At 67.5% G+C, this 21,797-nt stretch carries 15 protein-coding genes; 8 read left to right on the top strand and 7 right to left on the bottom strand.

Going from position 1 to position 21,797, the window contains the following annotated elements; all coding sequences use genetic code 11:
* Positions 1–61 precede the first annotated feature (61 nt).
* Complete coding sequence (locus tag MF610_RS00345; protein ID WP_242193507.1) at positions 62–3,232, top strand: efflux RND transporter permease subunit; 3,171 nt, start codon at positions 62–64, stop codon at positions 3,230–3,232.
* Between the two features lie 13 nt (positions 3,233–3,245).
* Complete coding sequence (locus MF610_RS00340; protein ID WP_242192146.1) at positions 3,246–4,643, top strand: efflux transporter outer membrane subunit; 1,398 nt, start codon at positions 3,246–3,248, stop codon at positions 4,641–4,643.
* Positions 4,644–4,647: 4 nt separating this feature from the next.
* Here the strand turns inward: MF610_RS00340 and MF610_RS00335 are convergent, their stop codons facing one another.
* On the bottom strand, positions 4,648–5,487 hold the full coding sequence (locus MF610_RS00335) for a type 1 glutamine amidotransferase (protein ID WP_242192145.1): 840 nt from the start codon (positions 5,485–5,487) through the stop codon (positions 4,648–4,650).
* Between the two features lie 132 nt (positions 5,488–5,619).
* Here MF610_RS00335 and MF610_RS00330 point away from each other — a divergent pair, with 132 nt between their 5' ends.
* Positions 5,620–6,120, top strand: a complete 501-nt coding sequence (locus tag MF610_RS00330; protein ID WP_242192144.1) for a metallophosphoesterase family protein — start codon at positions 5,620–5,622, stop codon at positions 6,118–6,120.
* A 43-nt stretch (positions 6,121–6,163) separates the two neighbouring features.
* Here MF610_RS00330 and MF610_RS00325 read toward each other — a convergent pair whose 3' ends face one another.
* Positions 6,164–8,170 (bottom strand): S9 family peptidase, encoded by a 2,007-nt coding sequence (locus tag MF610_RS00325; RefSeq protein WP_242192143.1) that lies wholly within the window; start codon positions 8,168–8,170, stop codon positions 6,164–6,166.
* A 135-nt stretch (positions 8,171–8,305) separates the two neighbouring features.
* Between MF610_RS00325 and asd the strand changes: the two genes are divergently transcribed.
* Positions 8,306–9,157: an archaetidylserine decarboxylase gene (asd, locus tag MF610_RS00320; RefSeq protein ID WP_242192142.1), complete on the top strand. Its 852-nt coding sequence runs from the start codon at positions 8,306–8,308 to the stop codon at positions 9,155–9,157.
* Here the strand turns inward: asd and MF610_RS00315 are convergent.
* Entirely contained in the window at positions 9,154–10,113 is a 960-nt protein-coding gene (locus MF610_RS00315; protein ID WP_242192141.1) for a 2-hydroxyacid dehydrogenase, read from the bottom strand. The genes asd and MF610_RS00315 overlap by 4 nt on opposite strands.
* 206 nt (positions 10,114–10,319) lie before the next feature.
* Between MF610_RS00315 and MF610_RS00310 the strand changes: the two genes are divergently transcribed.
* Entirely contained in the window at positions 10,320–11,345 is a 1,026-nt protein-coding gene (locus MF610_RS00310; protein WP_242192140.1) for a cellulase family glycosylhydrolase, read from the top strand.
* Between the two features lie 89 nt (positions 11,346–11,434).
* Here the strand turns inward: MF610_RS00310 and MF610_RS00305 are convergent, their stop codons facing one another.
* Positions 11,435–13,975, bottom strand: coding sequence for a family 20 glycosylhydrolase (locus tag MF610_RS00305; protein WP_242192139.1), 2,541 nt, complete (start codon positions 13,973–13,975; stop codon positions 11,435–11,437).
* A 148-nt stretch (positions 13,976–14,123) separates the two neighbouring features.
* Between MF610_RS00305 and MF610_RS00300 the strand changes: the two genes are divergently transcribed.
* The 3 genes from MF610_RS00300 to MF610_RS00290 all read left to right on the top strand — a co-directional run bounded on the left by MF610_RS00300 (position 14,124) and on the right by MF610_RS00290 (position 17,770).
* Positions 14,124–15,248, top strand: coding sequence for an acyltransferase family protein (locus tag MF610_RS00300; RefSeq protein ID WP_242192138.1), 1,125 nt, complete (start codon positions 14,124–14,126; stop codon positions 15,246–15,248).
* Positions 15,249–15,252: 4 nt separating this feature from the next.
* Positions 15,253–15,507: a hypothetical protein gene (locus MF610_RS00295; RefSeq protein ID WP_242192137.1), complete on the top strand. Its 255-nt coding sequence runs from the start codon at positions 15,253–15,255 to the stop codon at positions 15,505–15,507.
* Between the two features lie 73 nt (positions 15,508–15,580).
* Positions 15,581–17,770: a M3 family metallopeptidase gene (locus tag MF610_RS00290; protein WP_242192136.1), complete on the top strand. Its 2,190-nt coding sequence runs from the start codon at positions 15,581–15,583 to the stop codon at positions 17,768–17,770.
* Positions 17,771–17,888: 118 nt separating this feature from the next.
* Here the strand turns inward: MF610_RS00290 and MF610_RS00285 are convergent, their stop codons facing one another.
* From MF610_RS00285 to MF610_RS00275, 3 genes are read right to left on the bottom strand one after another with little or no spacing between them, the layout of a single operon-like run.
* The gene (locus MF610_RS00285) at positions 17,889–20,231 is read right to left on the bottom strand and encodes a xanthine dehydrogenase family protein molybdopterin-binding subunit (protein ID WP_242192135.1); all 2,343 of its coding nucleotides are present in this window, start codon (positions 20,229–20,231) and stop codon (positions 17,889–17,891) included.
* A complete protein-coding gene (locus tag MF610_RS00280; RefSeq protein WP_242192134.1) occupies positions 20,228–21,217 on the bottom strand; it encodes an FAD binding domain-containing protein in 990 nt (329 codons plus the stop codon). Before MF610_RS00280 ends, MF610_RS00285 begins: the two co-directional genes overlap by 4 nt.
* Complete coding sequence (locus MF610_RS00275) at positions 21,214–21,720, bottom strand: 2Fe-2S iron-sulfur cluster-binding protein (protein ID WP_242192133.1); 507 nt, start codon at positions 21,718–21,720, stop codon at positions 21,214–21,216. The genes MF610_RS00280 and MF610_RS00275 overlap by 4 nt, the downstream gene beginning before the upstream one ends.
* Positions 21,721–21,797: the final 77 nt, after the last annotated feature.

Here is a 21,797-nt window from a genome sequence, read left to right as displayed (position 1 = left end):
CTGCCCCGTCGGGGCGCACATCCTTTCCATGACCACGTCCCATCGGGGCGAGGAGGCTTTCATGCGCCTGTCGCGCTTCTTCATCACGCGCCCGATCTTTGCCGGGGTCATCGCGGTCGTCATCACGATCGTCGGCGGCCTCGCCTATTTCGGGTTGCCGATCTCGCAATATCCCAACATCGTGCCGCCGACAGTCACGGTCGCCGCGACCTATCCCGGCGCCGCGGCCGAGACGGTCGCCGAAACCGTCGCCGCGCCGATCGAACAGGAGATCAACGGCGTCGACGGCATGCTGTACCAGTCGTCGCAGTCGACCGGCGACGGGCGGGTGACGATCACCGTCACCTTCAAGCCCGGCACCGACCTCGACGCCGCGCAGGTGCTGGTGCAGAATCGCGTCGCGATCGCCACCCCGCGCCTGCCGCAGGAGGTGCAGCGCCTGGGCATCGTCACCAAGAAGACGACGCCCGACTTCCTGATGGTCGTCAACCTCGTGTCGCCGGACCGGTCGCTCGATACGCAATACCTCTCCAACTATGCGCTGACGCAGGTCAAGGACCGGCTGGCGCGGATCGAGGGGGTGGGCGACGTCCAGCTGTTCGGCGCGCGCGACTATGCGATGCGGGTGTGGATCGACCCCGGCCGCGCCGCCGCGCTGAACCTGACCGCGGGCGATATCGTCCAGGCGCTGCGCGCGCAGAACGTGCAGGTCGCGGCGGGCACGCTCGGCCAGCCGCCCTATAATCAGGGCAGCGCCTTCCAGCTGAACGTCGAAACGCAGGGTCGGCTGACCGAGCCGCAGCAGTTCGCCGACGTCGTGATCCGCACCGACACCGATGGCCGGCAGGTTCGCGTGCGCGACGTGGCGCGGGTCGAACTGGGCGCGGCCGACTATTCGACCAACACCTATCTGTCGGGCGAGCCGACCGTGTTGCTGGGCGTGTTCCAGCGTCCCGGATCGAACGCGCTGGCCGCCGCCGAAGCGATCACGGCGGAGATGGATACGCTGCAAAAGACCTTCCCCAAGGGCCTTGAGTACCGCGTCATATACAACCCGACCGAATTCATCGCCCAGTCGATCGACGAGGTGATGAAGACGCTGGGCGAGGCGATCGTGCTGGTCGTGCTGGTCATCATCGTGTTCCTCCAGCGCTGGCGCGCGGCGATCATTCCGGTCGTGGCGATCCCGGTGTCGCTGATCGGTACGTTCGCGGTGCTGTTGCTGGTCGGCTATTCGCTCAACAACCTATCGCTGTTCGGGCTGGTGCTGGCGATCGGCATCGTCGTCGACGACGCGATCGTGGTGGTCGAGAATGTCGAGCGCAATCTCGCGCGCGGCATGACGCCGTTGCAGGCTGCGTTCACGTCGATGGACGAAGTGGCCGGCGCATTGGTCGCGATCGTCGCGGTGCTGTGCGCGGTGTTCATCCCGACGCTGTTCATGAACGGCATCTCGGGCGCGTTCTACCAGCAGTTCGCCGCGACCATCTCGACCGCGACGATCATCTCGCTGATCGTCTCGCTGACGCTGTCGCCCGCGCTCGCCGCGCTGCTGCTGAAAGGCCATGCCGAGGACGCGCCGGTCACGTCGCGCTTCATACGGACGCTGCGGCGGGCCGGTGACGGCTTCAATCGCGGGTTCGAAGCGATGAGCGAGCGCTACAGCCGGATGACGCACGCGCTGGTCACGCGACCGAAGCGGGTGATGGTCACCTATGCCGGCCTGATCGCTGCGACCTTCGCCATGTTGTGGACCACGCCGACCGGCTTCATTCCGCAGCAGGATCAGGGCTATTTCCTGACCGTCATCCAGTTGCCTTCCGGCTCCTCGGTAGAACGCACCGATGCGGTGATGCGCAAGGTCGCGAGCCGCATCCTGCCGCTGGAAGGCGTCAAGGGCGCGGTGATGCTCGCCGGGTTCGACGGCCCGTCGCAGACGCTCGCCCCCAATGCCGCCGCTGCCTACATTCCGCTCAAGGACTTCAAGGACCGCAAGGGCATCCATGTCAGCCAGATCATGGCCGAGGCGCAGAAGGCGACCGCCGACATTACCGAAGCGCGACTGATGATCGTCCCCCCGCCCGTCATCCAGGGGATCGGCGCGGCCGGTGGGTTCCGCATGATGGTGCAGGACAAGGGCGGCCATGGCTATCAGGCGCTGGGCAAGGAAGCCTATGCCCTGATCGCCAAGGCCAATCAGGCGCCGGGTCTGGCGGGTGCCTATACCTTCTTCGACACTGCCACCCCGCGCATCTTCGCCGATATCGACCGGGCGAAGGCCGACCTGCTCGGCGTACCGCCGGAGCGGGTGTTCGAGGCGCTGAACGTCTATCTGGGGTCGGCGTTCGTCAACGACTTCAACCTGCTCGGTCGCACCTATCGCGTGACCGCGCAGGCCGATGCGCCGTTCCGCGCGACCGAGAGCGATATCGCCAACCTCAAGACGCGGTCGAACGCCGGCGGCATGGTGCCGATCGGATCGCTGGCGACCTTCGCCGACAAGACCGGGCCGTACCGTGTCGTCCGCTACAACATGTTCCCCGCGGTCGAACTGGACGGCAATACCGCGCCGGGCTTCTCGTCGGGCCAGTCGTTGCTGACGATGGAGAAGCTCGCCAGCGAGACGCTGCCGACCGGCTACACCACCGAATGGACCGATATCGCGTTCCAGCAGCAGCTGGCCGGTAACACCGCCGCGATCGTCTTTGCGCTCGCCGTCGTGTTCGTCTTCCTCGTGCTGGCGGCGCAGTACGAAAGCCTGGTGCTGCCGCTGTCGATCATCATGATCGTGCCGATGTGCCTGTTGGCGGCGATGATCGGCGTCAATCTGCGCGGCATGGACAACAACGTCCTGACGCAGATCGGGTTGGTCGTGCTGATCGCGCTGGCGGCCAAGAACGCGATCCTCGTCGTCGAGTTCGCGCGACAGGCGGAGATGCAGGACGGGTTGTCGCCGGTCGAGGCGGCGGTGCGTGCGGCAGGCGATCGCCTGCGCCCGATCCTGATGACCAGCTTCGCCTTCGTACTTGGTGCCGTACCGCTGCTGATCGCGACCGGGGCAGGGGCCGAGCTCCGGCAGGCGCTGGGGACGGCGGTGTTCTTCGGGATGTTGGGCGTCACCGGCTTCGGCCTCGTCTTCACCCCCACCTTCTACGTCGTCTGTCGTGCGCTCGGCGATCGGCTGCGGTTCCGCCGGAGCCATGCCGATGCCCAGCTGCAGCCTGCCGAATAAGGGAGACCGACCCATGGTCCGCATCATCCTCGCCGCCGCCTCCACGCTCGCACTTGCCGCGTGCGCGGTCGGCCCCGACTATCACCGCCCGGTCGCGCCGCAGAGCGCCGCCGGTGCGTTCCAGACCGCCAGCCCGGCGATCGTCGCCAGCGCGACCGCGAACGATCGCTGGTGGCAACTCTATCGCGACCCCGTGCTCGACGGCCTCATCACCGATGCGCTGACGGCGAATACCGATATCCGCGTCGCCACCGCGCGACTGGCACGGGCGCGGGCGTCGCTCCGCGAAGTCCGCGGCGACCGGCAGCCACAGGCGACCGCCGGCGCCAGCGCGACCTATGGCCGGCTGTCGGAAATCCAGCGTCCCCCCGGCCTCGACCGCGAAAACTGGACGATCGATACCGGGCTCGACGTGGCCTATGAGGCCGACCTGTTCGGTCGCATCGGCCGCAATGTCGAGGCGGCACGCGGCGATGTCGGCGCGGCGCAGGAAGATGCCGATACGGTGCGGGTCGCGGTGGTCGCCGACACCACCCGCGCCTATGCCGATGCTGCCGCCGCAGCCGAACGGCTGGCAGTCGCGCAGCGGATCGTCGCATTGATCGACCGGTCGCTGAAAGTGACCGAGGGGCGGGCGCGGGTCGGGCTCATTACCGGGCTCGATACCGCGCGGATCGCGGCGCTGCGCAACCAGCGGCAAGCCGATATCCCGGCGATCGTGGCCGAGCGACAGGCGGCGCTGTTCCGGCTGGCCACCCTGACCGGGCGAACGCCCGCCGAGCTGCCGACCATCGCCGCGGCACGCAGCGAAACCCTGCGGCTGACCCAGCCGATCCCGGTCGGCGACGGGGCGGCGCTGCTCGCGCGGCGCCCCGACGTCCGTGCCGCCGAACGCCGCCTTGCCGCTGCGACTGCGCGGATCGGTGTCGCGACCGCCGACCTGTATCCCCGGATCAGCCTGGGCGGATCGATCGGTTCGACCGGGACCGGGCTTGGCAATATCTTCGGTGCGGGGCCGCTCAACTGGCTGCTGGGTCCGCTCATCAGCTGGAACGTCAATCCGGCCAAGGCGCGGGCGCGGATCGCCGGTGCCGAGGCCGATAGCCAGGCGGCGCTGGCGACGTTCGACGGCGTGGTGCTGACCGCGCTGGGTGAAACCGAAACGGCGCTGTCGAACTATGCCCGCGCGCTCGACCGGCGGACCGCGCTACAGGCCGCGCGCGATCAGGCGGCCATCGCGGCGCGCATCACCCGCGCACAGCAGCGCGAAGGCCAGATCGACAGCCTCGCGCAACTCGATGCCGAGCGGACCTTCGCCGATACCGAGGCTGCGCTGGCGCTGAGCGATGCGCAGATCGCGCAGGCGCAGATCGACGTGTTCCGTGCGTTGGGGGGCAACTGGACGGTGTGATCGCCTACCTTAGGTAGGGCAGGTGATCGAGGAAGTTGGCAATTTCGCGCCGGCGCAACCGTTCCTCGGCGAACTCGCCGTCGACGCCCAGCCGCCAGCGGAGCGCGCGACTGGCGGGATCGTCGTGCAACGCGGCGATCTCGTCCGCGCGGGCGGCGACGTCGCTTTCGCGCTCGGCAAGGCCCGCCTCGACCAGATCGCTAGCCTGATCGGCGATCGCGACAGCGATTTCGCGCAACGCCAGCTCGGGATGGTATTGCACGCCCCAGAACACGCCGCGATCGAAGCGGATTTCCGCCGCCTGTACCTCGGTCACCGCGTTGCTGGCGAGCAGGGTGGCGCCCGGCGGCAATTCCCATACCTCGTCGCCATGGATCGCGGGTGCGTCCCAGCTGCCCGGGCGCCCCTTCAGCAACGGATGGCTTCGACCCGCTTCGGTCGGGCTGATCCGCCGGGCGATGCCGGCTTCCATCCGGTCGGGCATCTTGCGCACCCGACCGCCCGCGGCGGTGGTGGCGATCTGCAACCCGGCGCACGATCCGAACGACGGGACGCCGGCAGCGAACACGCGCGTCATGAACGCCAGTTGCCGCTGGACCGGCGGCCCGTCGTCATAGACGTGCATCGGCGACCCGGTCAGGAACACCGCATCGAACCGCACCAGTGCTTCGGCCGACAGCGGCTCGGCATCCTCGTCTGCCGGCGACAGGATCGTGGTGTCGACGCCCGGCTGCAGCTGGTCGAGCGTTGCGGCATAGGTTTCGCCGGAACTCTTGCCGGCGCGCGCCCGGCGGGCCTCGCGTTCCTGCGGCAGTTCGCTCTGGGAAATCAGGTAATGGGGCACGCGCTGCTTTCTACTGTGAACCGCCCCAACGCATGCCCTTGGCCCCGGTGCCGCGTGAGGACGGACAAGTACCTAACAACGCGACATTTCCCGGCCAACGGACCGTCCGTCGCAGCCGATCGTTGAGGCCGGATGGCGCGCGCTATGACCGTCTTCTTCACCGCCGACACCCATTTCGGCGACCATCGCACGATCAATATCCAGAAGCGGCCGTTCGCCAGCGTCGCGGAAATGGATGCGCTGCTGATCGAGCGCTGGAACGCCGTCGTCGCGCCCGACGATATCGTCTGGCATCTGGGCGACGTCGCGCGGCGTCCGGCGGACGTGGCGGCGTTGCTCGCCCGGCTGCACGGCACCAAGCACCTGCTGCGCGGGAACAACGATCCGGACGCGACGCTCGCGGCGCCCGGATGGGCCAGCATCGGCAACTATGCCGAGCTGGAGGTCGACGGCCATCGCCTGGTGCTGTGCCACTACCCGTTCCGTAGTTGGAACGGGCAGCACAAACGCGCGCTGAACCTTCACGGACACGGCCATGGCCGGTTGAAGCCGATGCCGCGGCAATTCGATGTCGGCGTCGACGCGCGCGACTTCGCACCGGTCCGACTCGATCAACTGCTCGGCACTGGCTGAGCAACCCTCCACCGCCGGATCGTGGCGGCGGAGGGGCTGACGATCAGTTACCCTTGGTACCGGCGGCCGTCGCACCGTCGACGGCGCCCGCCCGCACCTGCGCGGTCGACGCGGCGAGCGCCCCGCCGATCGGCTCGGCCCGGCCGCCCAGACACTTGGCGAGGAAGTTTTCCGCCACCGCATTGAACGCGATGTTGTTCGCCGGACGCGCGAAGCCGTGCCCTTCGTCGGGGAACACGACATAGGTGACCGGGATGTTGCGCGCCTTCATCGCCGCGACGATCTGGTCGCTTTCGGCGACGTTGACGCGCGGGTCGTTGGCACCCTGACCGATCAGCAGCGGCTTCCTGATCTGATCGGCATAGGTCAGCGGGCTGCGTTCCTTCAGCAGCGCCTGTCCCTCAGGCGTGCCCGGATCGCCCATGCGGCGATACATCTGCTGCTTGCCGGCTTCCCAATAGGGCGGAATGGTCTTGAGCAGGGTGAACAGGTTCGACGGCCCGACGATATCGACGCCGCAGGCAAAGGCGTCGGGCGTCATCGTCAGGCCCGCCAGCGTCGCATAGCCGCCATAGGACCCGCCCATGATCGCGACCTTGTCCTTGGTGGTCACGCCGCGCTTCACCGCCCAGCCGACCGCGTCGATCAGGTCGTCGTGCATCTTGCGGCCCCATTGCCGGTCGCCGGCCTGTACGAATTTCTTGCCGAACCCGGTCGAGCTGCGGAAATTGACCGACAGCACCGCATAGCCGCGATTGGCGAGCCATTGGTGATAGCCGTTGAACCCATAGCCGTCGCGCGCCCATGGCCCGCCATGGACCAGCAATACCATCGGCGTCGCCGCGGTCGCACCCTTGGGCCGGGTAAGGTAGCTGACCATCGACAGCCCGTCGCGCGTCGGAATGTCGACCGCCTCCATCGCCACCAGCGGTGCGCCGACCAGTTCGGAGCGCGGCGTGTAGAGTTCGCTCAGCTTCTTCGCCCGGCGATCGTACAGCCACGTCGACGACGGTGCGGTAACGGGATCGAACGTCACCAGCCATTTGTCGTCGGCGTCGGTGCGGCTGCCGACATAGAATTCGCCCTTGTTCTGCGCCTTCAGGAAGGCGAGGTCGCCCTTCACCGCATCGCCGACCGGCACATATTCGTTGCGGTGGAAATTGACCGAATAGGCCTCGACCACGCCCGTCTTGGGATTGGTCAGCCCGCCGCCGACATCGGCCCGGTCGTTGGCGCCGATGGTGGTGAACTTGCCGGTCGCCATGTCCTGCGCCAGCAGCGCGCGCGTGTCGCGACCCCGTGCATCGCCCCAGTACAGCGTCTTGCCATCGGCGGTGAACCCCAGCGGCGAGGTCGACGACGCATCCTCGTAATCGACGCGGGTGAACGGCGTCGCCTCCACCTTGTTGTCGACCACCCGATAATAGTCGACGCCGCTGTCGGGCCGCGGCTTGACCGCGATGCGCAGGCGCAGCTGGTCGTCGGACAGGAACCCGGCATAGCCGTCGTTCTGGAACACCGGGGTCAGCTTGCCGGTGGTGAGGTTCAGTTCCTGGATATCGTGCCAGCGCGGATCGCGGTTGTTCACGCCGATCAGCATACGGTCCTTGATCGAATCGGACATGCCGACGACCTGCACCGTCGTCTTCTCGAACGGCGTCAGCGCCTTTTGCGCGCCGCTGGCCAGGTCGACGCCGTACAGCAGGAAATTCTCGTCGCCGCCCTTGTCGTTGACGAACAGGGTCTGCTTCGAATCGGGCGCCCAGAAATAGGAACGGATCGGCCGGACCTTTTCGGCGGTCAGCGGCCGCGCGTCGTTCGGCCGGTCGACCGGCGCGACCCAGACGTTGAGCACCCCGTCGCGCGGCGCGATGAAGCCCAGCCATTTGCCATCGGGCGACAGCTGCCCGCCGGTGCGGGTCGGATTGCCGAACAGCTTGGTCCGTTCGATCAGCGGCACGCCGTTTGCCGGCTGCGTGGTCTGTGCGACGGCGGCGACGGCAACCAATGCCGTCTTCGCGACCGCGGCGAGCTGAACTACCTTGCGCATGATGCATCCCCCTGATGTGTATTGCCAAGACACCACACAACCGGAGCGGCGACAAGAGGGGGACCGTGCGGGAATAACGCTGGACTTCGATCGCCATGCGCATAGCGTTGCGCCGTTCGCCATCCGGGAATTGCCGTGTCCGATCGCCTGAAGATACTCGTCCAGCACCTTCTGCCAAAACAGCATCTGACCCGCTTCGCCGGCGCCGTCGCGCAGGCCGAATCCGGCTGGGGAACGCCCCGGCTGATCCGCTGGTTCGTCCGCCGCTATGGCGTCGACATGACCGAGGCGGCCAATCCCGATCCGGCGAGCTACCCGACGTTCAACGCCTTCTTCACCCGCCCGCTCAGGGACGGTGCCCGACCGCTGGCGCTGGCGGACTTCGTCTCGCCGGTCGATGGCGCGATCAGCCAGCTCGGCGCGATCGAGGATGGCCGGATCGTGCAGGCAAAGGGGCATCGCTTCACCGCCACCGAACTGGTCGGCGGCGACGCTGCGCTAGCGGCGGCGTTTCAGCACGGGTCGTTCGCCAACCTGTATCTGGCGCCGAAAGACTATCACCGGCTGCACATGCCGTGCACCGGGCGGCTGGTGCGGATGATCCATGTGCCGGGCAGCCTGTTTTCGGTGAACCCGGTCACGGCGCGCGGCGTTGCCAACCTGTTCGCGCGCAACGAACGCGTCGTCTGCGTCTTCGAATCCGACGACCACGGCACCTTCGTCATGGTCTTGGTCGGCGCGACGATCGTCGGCAGCATGGCGACCGTGTGGCACGGTGTCGTCAATCCGAAGCGGACCGGACGGATCGCCGAATGGACCTATGCCGACCGCGATATCGTGCTGCGGCAGGGGGAGGAGATGGGACGATTCCTGCTCGGGTCGACCATCATCATGCTGTTCCGCCCGGACACGATCGCGTTCGATCCCGCCTGGGTCGCCGAACGCCCGGTGCGGCTGGGCGAGCGGATGGGCGACCGGGTCGGTTAGCCCGGCGACGTCTCCGGCACCGGCGTCAGCGCGCGGCCGTCGTCGAACCATGCCGTCAGATTGTCGACCACCAGCCGCCCCATCGCGGCGCGCGTCGCGTGGGATGCCGACCCGATATGCGGCAGCAGGACGACGTTGGGCATCGCCAGCAGCGCGTCGGGCACCTGCGGCTCGTTCTCGAACACGTCGAGCCCGGCCCCGCCGATTGTCCCGTCGCTGAGCGCGGCGACCAGCGCGGTTTCGTCGACGACGCTTCCGCGCGACACGTTGATGAGGACGCCGTCCGGCCCGAGTGCCGCCAGCATCTCCGCATCAACCAGATGACGGGTGCCCGAACCGCCGGGGACCATCACCACCACCACATCCGACGCCGCCGCCAACGCGACCGGCGTATCGTGATAGGGGTAGGCGACGCCCTCCTGCCGCGATCGACCATGGTAACCGATCGCTACTCCGAACCCGTCGAGCCGTCGCGCGATCGCCTTGCCGATCGCGCCCAGTCCGAGGATACCGACCCGCCGACCGCGCAGCGTGGGCGACAGCGGAAAGGCGCCGTCGGCCCAGCGCCCCTCGCGCACGAAGCGGTCCGCCTGCGGTATGCGTCGCAACGTCGCGAGCAGCAGGCCGACGGCAAGATCGGCGACCTCGTCATCGAGGACGCCCGGCGTGTTGGTGACGACGATCCCGCGGTCCGCCGCCGCGCTGGCATCGACATTGTCATAGCCGACCCCGAAGCTGGCGACGATCTCGAGCGCCGGAAATCGATCGAGCCATGCCGCATCGATCCTGCCGGCCAGCGTGCTGACGGCCAGCCCGCGAATGTCCGCAGCGACCGAGCGCAGATAGCCTTCGCGGTCGTCCTGTTCCCACAGGCGGTGCAGGGTGAACCGGGCTTCGAGCGCGGCGACGACATCGTCGGCCATGGGGGCGGGCATCAGGATTTGGGCGGCGGGCATCGGTCGTTCCTCGCATCGGCAGTCATCGGAACAGCGCCTCGGCGCCACGGCCGGTTCCGGCGTGTTTCGAAAAGGTCGGACGACCATTCGCCATGCATTCGACCAGACGTTACCCCAGCCTTCGCTGGGGTGACGTAGCGGTGTAGGTGGATTAACCGGCAAGTTCGCAAGGTTGCCGATCGGCATGTTTTCCGTGGGATTAGGGCATGAAACTTACATCGGTTCTCACGGCGTTCGCGCTCGCGCTGGGTTCGATATCCGCCGAGGCACAGCCCGCGAAGCCCGACACGATGCACCTGCGCGGGCGCTACCTCTACACCGCGGCGGGCGAGCGAGTGGTGCTGCGCGGAGTGAACGAGATGTTCGTCCTGTCGAGCGACCCGACCGGGGCGTGGACCATGGCGGAAATCGCTAAGACGGGCGCCAATGCCGTGCGCATCTTCACCATGCCCGATTATCCGGCGGACAAGCTCGACGCGATCCTTGGCAACGCGGTGCAGAACGGCCTGATCCCGATCGCCGAATGCCATGCTGCGACCGGCAAGTGGGAGAAGCTGGGCGAATGCGTCGCCTATTGGACGCGGCCCGATATCGCGGCAGTGATCGCCAAGCACCGGCGCTGGGTGCTGGTCAACATCGCCAACGAAGCCGGGACGACCGTCGCGCGCGACACCTTCGTCGCTGCCTATGTCGATGCGATCGGCCGCATTCGGGCGGCGGGCATCGATGTGCCGCTGGTGATCGACGGATCGGACTGGGGCAAGGAATATGCGATGCTGCTCGACAGCTGGCGCGCGTTCGACCGCGCCGATCCGACCCATGCGATCCTCGTGTCGGCGCACAGCTATTGGGCGGGGACCGAGGAGGAACGCAAGGCGCCGTACCGCGCGATCATCGCCCGCGTGCTGCGCGACGATATCCCGTTCCTGCTGGGCGAAGGGCCGACGGCGACCGGATGGGATTGCAAGCCATCGCCCTATCGCTGGGCACTGACCGAACTGGACAAGGCCGATATCGGCTGGCTCGCCTGGTCGTGGGGACTGGTGCCGAACGGCGATTGCCGCGCGGCCAACAGCTACGACATCACCGATGGCGGTCGCTTCGGACGCTGGAAGGCACCGTCGGGCGAGGCGTTGATGGTCACCCACCCGGCCAGCATCCGCAACACGTCGCGGCGGCCGTGTTCGATCCCAAATGCCGGGCGGATTTGCGTCCGGGCGGGCAAGGAGTGAGGGTGAGTTAGCCGGTAAGACCACGTCACCCCGGACTTGATCCGGGGTGACGGGAAGGGACTATGTGCCGCAACGGCGGACGTTCCGACCTATCGCAATGCCTCCACCATGACCGCCCGTCCGGCCCGCCGGCCATCGGCAGACCGGCTACGCACCTGCACCGGCCCGGTCACCGCGACCGGCCCGGTATAACGCTGCCACTCCCCCGTGCCGACCCGATATTCCAGCGGCACGCCGGGCAGTTCGCTGTTCATCTCCAACCGGCCGCCGACGATGCGCGCGCCGGGCGGGGCGATGCGATAGGCGATGCCGGCGCGATCCAGTCGGCCGAGCGCGACCGTGGCACGCGACGCGTACTCGTTCCACGCCGCGTCGATCGCGCGGACGTCGACCTTGCCGTCGCCCATCGCATAGCTGGTGCCGGGGACATAGGCCGGCTCCCATTCCGGGCGCCGCCACGCGCGTTCGGCAAAGGCCAGCAGGCGCGGGAACAGCATGTAATCGACCTGTTCGTCGCTGCGGACGGTTTCGCTCCATAGCTGTGCCTGGATGCCGTCGACGCTGCGCCCCGCCGCCATCGGCGATCCGTCGAGCAGCGGCACCGGCTGATTGAGGATATTGCCGCGGATCGACGCGTTGGCCGGCAGGTTGCCCGGCATGAAGGCGAACGCCTTCCACCCGTCGATCTCACGCGTGCCCCAGTCATAGCCGTGTTCCTCGGGATCGACGGCGTTGGGCATGTCGAGATAGGTGAAGTCGGGCATCGACAGTACGACCCGCCAGCCCCGGTTCGCTTGGGTGTGCGCCTCGGCGACGCCGCCGGTGTGCAGGCCGCCCCAGATGTTGGTCTGCACCGCCTTTGGCATGCGGTCGGCGGCGGTATGGCCCATGCCGTCGCTCCACCCGGCGACGCGGATGTTCTTGGCGGCGAGGGTGGCGGCGACGCGTTCGATGAAATGCGCGCCGAGCTGGTTGGGTTTGAGGCCGGTGCGGGCCATCATCGCCTGACACGCCGGAGACTGCGACCACGCGCCCGCCGTCTCGTCCGCACCGATATGATAGGTCTGGAGCGGCACGCCGGCGCGCCGGTGCAGTGCCCGCACCTCGTCGATCACCGTGTCGAGGAAGCGATAGGTAGGTTCGATGCAGACGTTCAGGGTATTGTCGTTGTAGTTCTGGATACTGCGATAGGCGGTGGTGTCGCCCGGTTCGACCAGACGGTAGCGTTCGGCCTCTGCGCGGCGGCCGGCGGCGATCAGGCGGTCGTAGCGGACCTCCATCGACCGGATCGCCGCGCGTGAGTGGCCGGGCATGTCGAACGACGGAATGACTTCGATCCCGCGTGCCTTCGCCGCGGCGAGGATTTCGAGATAATCGGCCTGGGTCAGATACCCGTTGGTCGGCGCGTCGCGGGCCGGATCGGCGCCGAGCTGCGGTTGCAGGCAGGTCTTCTCGGTGGCGTCGAGGCAGCGATAGGCGCCGACCTCGGTCAGTTCGGGCAGCGTGTTGATCTGCAACCGCCAGCCCTCGTCGTCGCCCAAATGGAGGTGCAGCTTGTTGAGCTTGTAGGTCGCGGCCTGCTCGATCAGCGACAGCAGCTTGGCCTTGCTGTGGAAGTTGCGCGCCACATCGACATGCAGCCCGCGAAAGGCGTAGCGCGGCGCGTCCTCGACCGCGAGCGGGCGCAGGCGGTAGGACTCGCTCGCCGCCTGTTGCGCCAGCGACCGCAGCGCGTGGTTGGCGCCTGCGGCATCGGCGGCGGCGATGCGCACGCGGCCATCGGCGACGCTCAGGCGATAGGCCTCGGGCGACAGCCCCGGCGTGCGCGCGATCTCGATCGGGGTGCCGTTGCCCGAGCGCGGCACACCGAGCGCGGCGACGGCGGCGTCGATCGACCGCGCGTCGATCCCCTTCACCGACAGGCGTATACCGCGCGATAGGTCGGCACCCATACCCTGCGGGCGCGATACGCGGACCGGTTTGGGCAGGATCACCACATCGGCGGGCAGCGCGCGCCCCCGCGCGGCATAGCGATCGAACGCGCGCTGCGGGGTCAGCCATGTCGTCCGGTCGCCCGCGACCGACGTCGACAGCTTCGCCTCGTCCGTCATCGCGGGCACGAAGGGCAGGTTTTCGAGCCCCGTCTCCCCCGATCGCACCGGACGGATCGCGGCGACGATCCGCGGGCTCAGTCCGGGCGCCGTCACCGATGCGTTGGGCATGGCATAGAAGCGCGAGAAGAAATGGCCGGTGCCGACGATCCCGATGCGATAGCGCTGTCCGGGCTGCAACCGCTTGCCCGGCTTCAGGCTCAGGCGGTGGAGGTCGCCGTTGACGAGCGTATCGTCGAACACGTCGCTTTCGATGTGCAGGACGCGCCCGACAAAGCCATATTGCAGCGTCAGGTCGTTCGGGATCGCGCCGATCCCCGCCGGCACCACCAGTTCGATTTCGGAGCGGAAGCAGGCACCGGGGCCGGGGCAGTCGGCCGGACGATTGTCGAGGATGGTGAAGCGATAGCCGAGCGACGCGGCAAGCCGGTCGAGATCGGCCTGCGCCGGCTGCGGCGGCGTCTGTGCCGGCGCGGTTGCGGCAGCACCCAGCGCCAGTCCGATCAGCATGTGGCGCATCGTGCTTTCCCCTTGTCGTCCTATTCGACCGGCATGGGCCAGGTCCCGTGCTGGCTTATGCCAACGTCGTCAGGCACCTATGCCAAGCATTGCGCGCGGCGTCGAGCAGCCGGTACGATGGGGCACAGAGTGCGAAGGGGGGAAGGGCATGACGACATCGACAGCGGCGACGCCGGGGCGGCTGGCATCGCTCGACGTGCTGCGCGGGCTGACGGTCATGGGAATGATCCTCGTCAATTCGGCGGCGGGCATCTTCTATGGGCATAAGGTGCCGGTGTTCGGCACGCTGCTGCATGCGTCGTGGGACGGGCTGACGCTCGCAGACACGGTGTTTCCGGCGTTCCTGATGATGGTCGGCGTGGCGATCCCCATGGCGCAGCGGCGGGGGAACGACGGGCGGCCGGTGGCGACGGCGGGACCGATCGTGGCGCGCGCGACGCGCTTGTTCGTGCTCGGGTTCCTGCTGTCCAACCTCTACTGGTTCGCCGATTTCAATAGCGGCGCGTGGCGGCTGTGGGGCGTGCTGCAGCGGATCGGGCTGGTCTATGGCGCCTGCGCGCTGCTTTACCTCCACACCGGCCAGCGCACGCGGATCGGGATCATCGCCGCCGTGCTGATCCTCTATTGGCCGCTATTGCTGCTGCCGGCGCTCGACGGGTTGCCGAACGACCTGTTTTCGCGCGGGCATACCTTCGTCGCGTCGGTCGATCGCTGGTTGCTGGGGGCGGGCGGTCATAACTACGTCGCGGGGCCCGAAGGCTATGATCCGGAAGGGTTTCTCAGCACGCTGCCGTCGATCGCGCATGGGCTGATCGGGGTGTGCATCGGCGACTATCTGCGCCAGCGACGCGGGCGGGCGGCGGGCGGCAAGCTGCTGCTGGTCGGCGCCGCGATGGTCGCGGTCGGGCTGGCATGGAGCCCGTGGCTGCCGCTCATCAAGGATATGTGGTCGAGCAGCTTCGTACTGGTGACCTGCGGGCTGACGACGATCGCGCTCGCCGCCCTGCATCTGGCGATCGACGGGCGGACGGCGCCGCTGTCTTGGCCGTGGACGATCGCGATCGTCTTCGGGATGAACGCGATCGCCGCCTATGTGCTGCATATGGTCACCGGGCATATGGTCGGGTGGGACCTGTTCTTCGCGACCTATAGCGCGACCGCCACGGTGGTGTCGCCGGCGGTGGCGGCGCTGGTGCCGATCGCCCTGTACATGGCGATGCTGTGGGCGTTCGTCGCGTGGCTGGCGCGCAAGGGCTGGATCGTGAAGATCTGACGCGATGGCGAGGAAGAAGCGCATCCTGACCGCGACCATGGCCGATGGCTGGGTCAAGACGATCGGCCCGACCAACGCGCCGTTCACGCATTTCTGGCGGATCGTCGCGCAGTTGCAGAACGGCAAGACCGAGGTGTTCTGGGGCCATGCCGCGTCGCTGAAAGAAGCGACGGGCAAGAAGGCCGCGACGCAGGAAGCCGCCCGCCAGCGCGGTTGGACGGCATTCAGCTTCGAAGTCGTGGCACTGGAGGAAGGGTAGCATCCGCACCCCATTGATCCGCGCTGCCCGCGGGTGCATCAGTCACGCCAGATACTAGTCGATCGGACCGTCCATGCGCTTTCTTGCCTCCACCGCCACCGTCACGATGCTGCTGATGTCCACCACCATCCTCGCCCAGAACCCCGCACCGACCGCCGCGACCGCCGCGCCCCTGCCTGCGTCGAACCCGTTCGCCCAGCCCAGCACGCTGCCGTTCGGCGCGCCGCAGTTCGACCGGATCAAGAGCACCGATTACGCCCCCGCGCTGATCGCCGGCATGGCGGCACAACGGGCGGAGATCAACGCGATCACCCGTGCGCGCAGCGCCCCGACGTTCGACAACACGATCGCCGCCATGGAGCGGTCGGGCCGGCTGCTCGAACGCGCCAGCCTCGCCTTCTACGCCGTGGTCGGTGCCAATACCGACGACACGCTGCAGAAGACGCAGGCCGATCTGGCCCCGGCGTTCGCCGCGCATCAGGATGCGATCAACCTCGACCCCGCGCTCTTCTCCCGGGTGAAGACGCTGTACGACCAGCGCCAGTCGCTGACGCTGACGCCCGAGCAGTTGCAGGTCCTGACGCTGACCTATCAGGGGATGGTCCGCGCCGGTGCCCAGCTGTCGCCCGCCGACAAGGTGACGCTGAGCGGGTACAACAGCCAGCTGTCGACGCTGGAAACCGCGTTCCAGCAGAAGCTGCTCGCCGCGGCCAAGGCCGGCGCGCTGGTGATCGACGACAAGGCCAAGCTGGCTGGCCTGTCGGAGGGCGAGATCGCCGCCGCGGCCGACGCCGCCAAGGCGCGTGGCCTGACCGGCAAATATGTCCTGACCCTCCAGAACACGACGCAGCAGCCCGAGCTGGCGACGCTCAAGGACCGGACAACGCGCGAGGCGCTGTTCAACGCCAGTTGGACCCGCGCGACCAAGGGCGACGCCAACGACACCCGCGATACCATCGCGCAGATCGCGTTGCTGCGTGCGCAGAAGGCGAAGCTGCTCGGTTTCCCGACCTGGGCCGATTACGTGCTGCAGGACCAGATGGCCAAGAACCCGAAGACCGCGCTGGGCTTCATGCAGCAGCTCGGCACGCCGGTCGCCGCCGAACAGCGGCGCGAGGCCGCCGAATTGCAGGCGCAGATCAAGGCGACCGGCAGCAATTTCCAGCTGAAGCCATGGGATTGGGATTTCTATTCCGAACAGGTCCGCAAGGCGAAATACGACCTGAACCAGGACGAGCTGAAACCCTATTTCGAGATCAACAAGGTGCTGACCGACGGCGTATTCTATGCCGCGACCCAGCTCTACGGCATCACGTTCAAGCGGCGTACCGACCTGCCGGTCTATCAGGGCGACGTGATGGTGTACGAGGTGAACGAGGCGGACGGCACGCCGATCGGCCTGATGTATTTCGACTTCTGGAAGCGTGACAACAAGAGTGGCGGCGCATGGATGTCGAACTTCGTCAACCAGTCGAAGCTGCTCGGCACCAAGCCGGTGATCTACAACGTGTCGAACTTTACGAAGCCGGCGGCCGGGCAACCGGCGCTGATCAGCTTCGACGACGTGACGACGATGTTCCACGAATTCGGCCATGCGCTGCACGGCCTGTTCGCGAACCAGACCTATCCGAGCGTATCGGGCACCAACACCGCGCGCGATTTCGTCGAATTTCCGTCGCAGTTCAACGAACATTGGGCGCTCGATCCGAAGGTGCTGCCCAACTATGCGGTACATTACGGCACCAAGCAGGTCATTCCGCAGGCGCTGGTCGACAAGATCAAGCGCGCGGGCACGTTCAATTCGGGCTATTCGTTCGGTGAGGCGCTGGCCGCGGCCGAGATGGACATGAGCTGGCATTCGCTGACCGCGGCGGATGGCAAGCAGAATGCAGATGCGTTCGAGGCGAAGGCGCTGGCCGCCACCGGGCTCGACGTCGCCGACGTGCCGCCGCGCTATCGGTCGAGCTATTTTCTGCACATTTGGGGTAATGGCTATTCGGCGGGCTATTACGCGTACAGCTGGACCAAGATGCTGAGTTCGAACGCGTTCAACTGGTTCGAACAGCATGGCGGCATGACCCGCGCCAATGGCCAGCGGTTCCGCGACATGATCCTGTCGAAGGGCCATACCGAGGATTACGCGCCGATGTTCCGCAACTTCAACGGCGCCGATCCACAGGTCGCGCCGCTGCTGAAGGACCTGGGGCTGAACGCCGACGGGTCGCGGATCGCGGTGGCGGCGGCGCCGGCGCCCGCGAAGTAGGGGTTCGGGAAACGTCACCCCAGCGAAGGCTGGGGTCTCCCCGTTGCAGCGCGTAGCAGGAGCCGCAAGACACCCCAGCCTGTGCTGGGGTGACGTTTCGATGCGGGCGTATCGGACCCTATAATAGCCGGTCGAGCGTGATCGGCAGGTCGCGGATACGCTTGCCCGTCGCGTTGTAGATCGCATTGGCGACCGCCGCCGCGACGCCGGTGATGCCGATTTCGCCGATGCCGTGCGCGCCCATCGGCGTGTGCGGATCGGGGATGTCGGTCCAGATCACGTCGATCTCCGGCACGTCGAGGTGCACCGGGATGTGATATTCGGCGAGGCTGGGGTTCATGATCCTGCCGTTGCGTTCGTCGAACTGCGTCTCCTCCATCAACGCCATGCCGAGGCCCATGATGATCCCGCCACGGAACTGGCTGGTCGCGGTCTTGGGGTTGAGGATGCGGCCGCAGTCGAACGATCCGAGGAAGCGGCTGACGCGGACTTCGCCGGTCACTTGGTTGACCCGCACTTCGCAGAACAGCGCGCTGTGCGAATGCATCGACCAGTGCATGAATTCGAGCGGCATCGAGCCCGCTTTCGTCACGCTGACGCTGTCACGGCGGGCGCGGGTGAGGATCGAGGCATAGCTTTCGCGGCGTGACGGATCGTCGAGCTTGGCAAGGCCACCCTCGTCGCTGCCGACCTCGTTCGCCGATAGTCCGGCGAGCGGCGAGTCGTTGCCGGCGAGCTTCAGCAGCGCGGCGACCAGTTCGCCATGCGCCGCGATCACCGCCCCGCCGATCGCTGCGGTCTGTTGCGATCCCCCCGCCATGATCGCGCCGGGAATCGCGCTGTCGCCATAGCCGACCTCGATCCAGTCGATCGGCAGCCCGAGGCGTTCGGCGGCGACGATCGCGGTCGTGGTGGACGTTCCCATGCCCATTTCCGCCGCGGCGACCTCCACCTTCGCGCGTACGTTGTCGCCGTCGCGCAATAAGGTGATCCGTGCCTCGGCGCCGGGCATCCGGTAATAGGGATAGGTCCCGGTCGCGCAGCCCATGCCGATCTGCCATTCGCCTTCCGTCCGCGCGCCCGGCACGGCGGGGCGTTCGTCCCATCCGAAACGGGTCGCGCCGTCGCGCCATGCCTTGACGATATGGCGCGAGGAGAAGGTCAGGCCGCTGGTCGGGTCCTTCTCCGGTTCGTTGCGGATGCGCAGCTCGACCGGATCGAGTCCCAAATCGACCGCCAGTTCGTCGATCGCCGATTCCAGTGCGAAGGTGCCGACCGCCTCGCCCGGCGCACGCATGAAGGTGTTGGCGAGCATGTTCATCCGCGCGATCTCGACCTGCAGCAGCAGGTTGGGCGCGGCATAGGCGCTGCGGGTGCCGAGGATGAACGGTTCGGGCATGTTGTTGTGCGGGGTAATCACCGACAGGCCGGTATGGATCAGCGCCTCAAACGTCCCGTCGGCCCGCGCACCGATCGCGACGCGCTGCTCGGTCAGCGCCCGGCCGCCGACGGTGCGGTACACGCCCTCGCGCGACAGGGCGATGCGGACTGGACGGCCGGCAAGGCGCGATGCGGCGGCGGCGATCACCTGATGATCCCACAGCCCCTTGCTGCCGAACCCGCCGCCGACATAGGGCGAGGTCAGGCGGACCTGTTCGGTCTTCAGCCCGAAGACGTCGGCCATGCTCTGCGCCTGCTGCGTCACCATCTGGCTGGCGTCGTGGAGGATGAGCGTGTCGCCTTCCCATGCCAGCGTCGCGGCGTGCGGTTCGATCGGGTTATGGTTGTGGCGCGGGGTGCGATACCGCTGGTCGACGCGGTATTCGGCGTTGGCAAGTGCGCCCTCGGCATCGCCGATGCTGTTGCGCAGCGGCTGGCCCATGAACAGCCCCTGCTCGAGCCCCTTGGCCTTGGCGGCCGCAAGGTCGGTGATCGACGGTTCCGGCGCATAGCTGATGTCCAGCAGCGCGGCGGCATGGTCGGCCTGTTCCTGCGTTTCGGCGAGGACGCAGGCGATCGGCTGTCCGTTCCAATGGATGCGGTCGTCCTGAAAGATCGGCAGGTCGGCGGGGCCTATCGCGTGCACCGACGTGCCGAACACCGGCGGCGTCGCCATGCGCGGCGCGTTCCGATGAGTCATCACCAGCACCACGCCCGGCGCACTTTCCGCCGCCTGCGTATCGATCGCCACGATCCGGCCGCGCGCGATCGTCGAATAGGCGAGCGAGGCATAGACCATGGTGTCGAAGCGAAATTCGGCGGCGAACGGTGCGGCGCCGGTGACCTTCAGCGTGCCGTCGAGCCGGGAGACGGGCTTGCCGATCAGCCCATGCTTGCGCGCGATCAGCGGGTCGGGCTTGCCGCCCGGAATCCAGCTGTCGGGGGCGAGCGGTACCAGCTTTTGTAGCGCGCCCATCACCAGGCCCTGTGCCGCCTGCTTGGCGGAATCGACGATGCTCATGCCGCTTCTCCGGTGGTTAGCGTGCCCAGCACGGCGGCAAGGGTCCTGCTCGCCAGTACCGGCTTGAAGCTGTTGTCGCGCAGCACGCGCGCATCGGCAAACTCCGCCGCCGCTGCGTCGCGAAACGCCTGCGCAGTGGCCGGGCCGCCACGCAGCGCCGCCTCGGCGGTCAGCGCGCGCCACGGCTTGGGCGCGACGCCGCCGAACGCGATGCGGACGTCGCCGATGCGGTCGCCGTCCATCTCGACCGCCGCCGCGACGGAGATCAGCGCGAAGGCGTAGCTCGCCCGGTCGCGGACCTTGCGATAGGTCGAGCTCGCCCCGAAGCGTAGCGGCGGTAGCTCGATCGCGACGATCAGGTCGCCGGGCGCCAGCACCGTATCGCGGTCGGGTTGGTCGCCGGGCAGGCGGTGCAGGTCGCCGAACGGCATCGTGCGCTGCCCCAGCGGGCCATCGATGTGGACGATCGCATCGAGCGCGGCCAGCGCGACGCACATGTCGGACGGATGGGTCGCCACACAGGCGTCGGAGGTGCCCAGCACGGCATGGATGCGGTTGAACCCGCCCACCGCGTCGCAGCCCTGTCCGGGCGCGCGCTTGTTGCAGCTGGAACCCTCCGCATCGTAGAAATAGGTACAGCGCGTCCGTTGCAGCACATTGCCGCCGACCGTCGCCATGTTGCGGATCTGCGCCGACGCTCCGGCAAGGATCGCCCGCGCCAGCACCGGATAGCGGCTGCGCACCACCGGATGTTCGGCGAGAGCAGTGTTGCGCACCGCGGCACCGATCATCAATCCGCCACCGTCGGTTTCCGCGATCGTCGCGGGCAGCGTGCTGACATCGACCAGCGCGCTCGGCTGCGCCAGCCGTTCGCGCATCAGGTCGACGATATTGGTACCGCCGCCCAGATAGGCCGCGCCGGCGGCGGCTCCCATCCGCAGCGCCTCGGCCAGATCGGTCGGACGGGCATAGTCGAACGGGGTCATGCGGCGACCTCCGCCGCGACGGTCGCGCGGATCGCGTTGATGATACCGTTATGGGCGCCGCAGCGGCACAGATTGCCGCTCATCCGTTCCTGTATCTCTTCGCGGGTCAGGGTGATGTCGGCCGAGAGGTCGCCGGTCAGGACGCTCGGCACTCCGCGCCGCGCCTCCGCCGCCATGCCGATCGCCGAGCAGATCTGGCCCGGCGTGCAATAGCCGCACTGGAACCCATCATGTTCGATGAACGCGGTTTGCAGCGGGTGCAGCGCGTCATCGTCGGCCAGTCCCTCGATCGTAGTGATCCGCCGACCGTCATATTGCACCGCCAGCGCAAGGCACGACAGGATGCGGTCGCCATCGACCAGCACCGTGCACGCACCACACGCCCCCTGGTTGCAGCCCTTCTTCGTACCCGGCAGGTGCAGCCCCTCGCGCAGATGGTCGAGCAGCGACACGCGCGGATCGGCGGGGGGCGCCACTTCCGTTCCATTGACGATCAGCGACATGGCAACCCTCCGTTCGATTGGCAGGCAATGCCGCGAACAGAACAGCTTGCGCCGCCGTCGTCCAGAATATTCGCCGG

Origin of the sequence: Sphingomonas hankookensis (assembly GCF_022664465.1) — a bacterium.
GTDB classification, from domain to species: Bacteria; Pseudomonadota; Alphaproteobacteria; order Sphingomonadales; family Sphingomonadaceae; genus Sphingomonas; species Sphingomonas hankookensis.
This window is presented reverse-complemented; position numbering and strand designations above follow the sequence as displayed.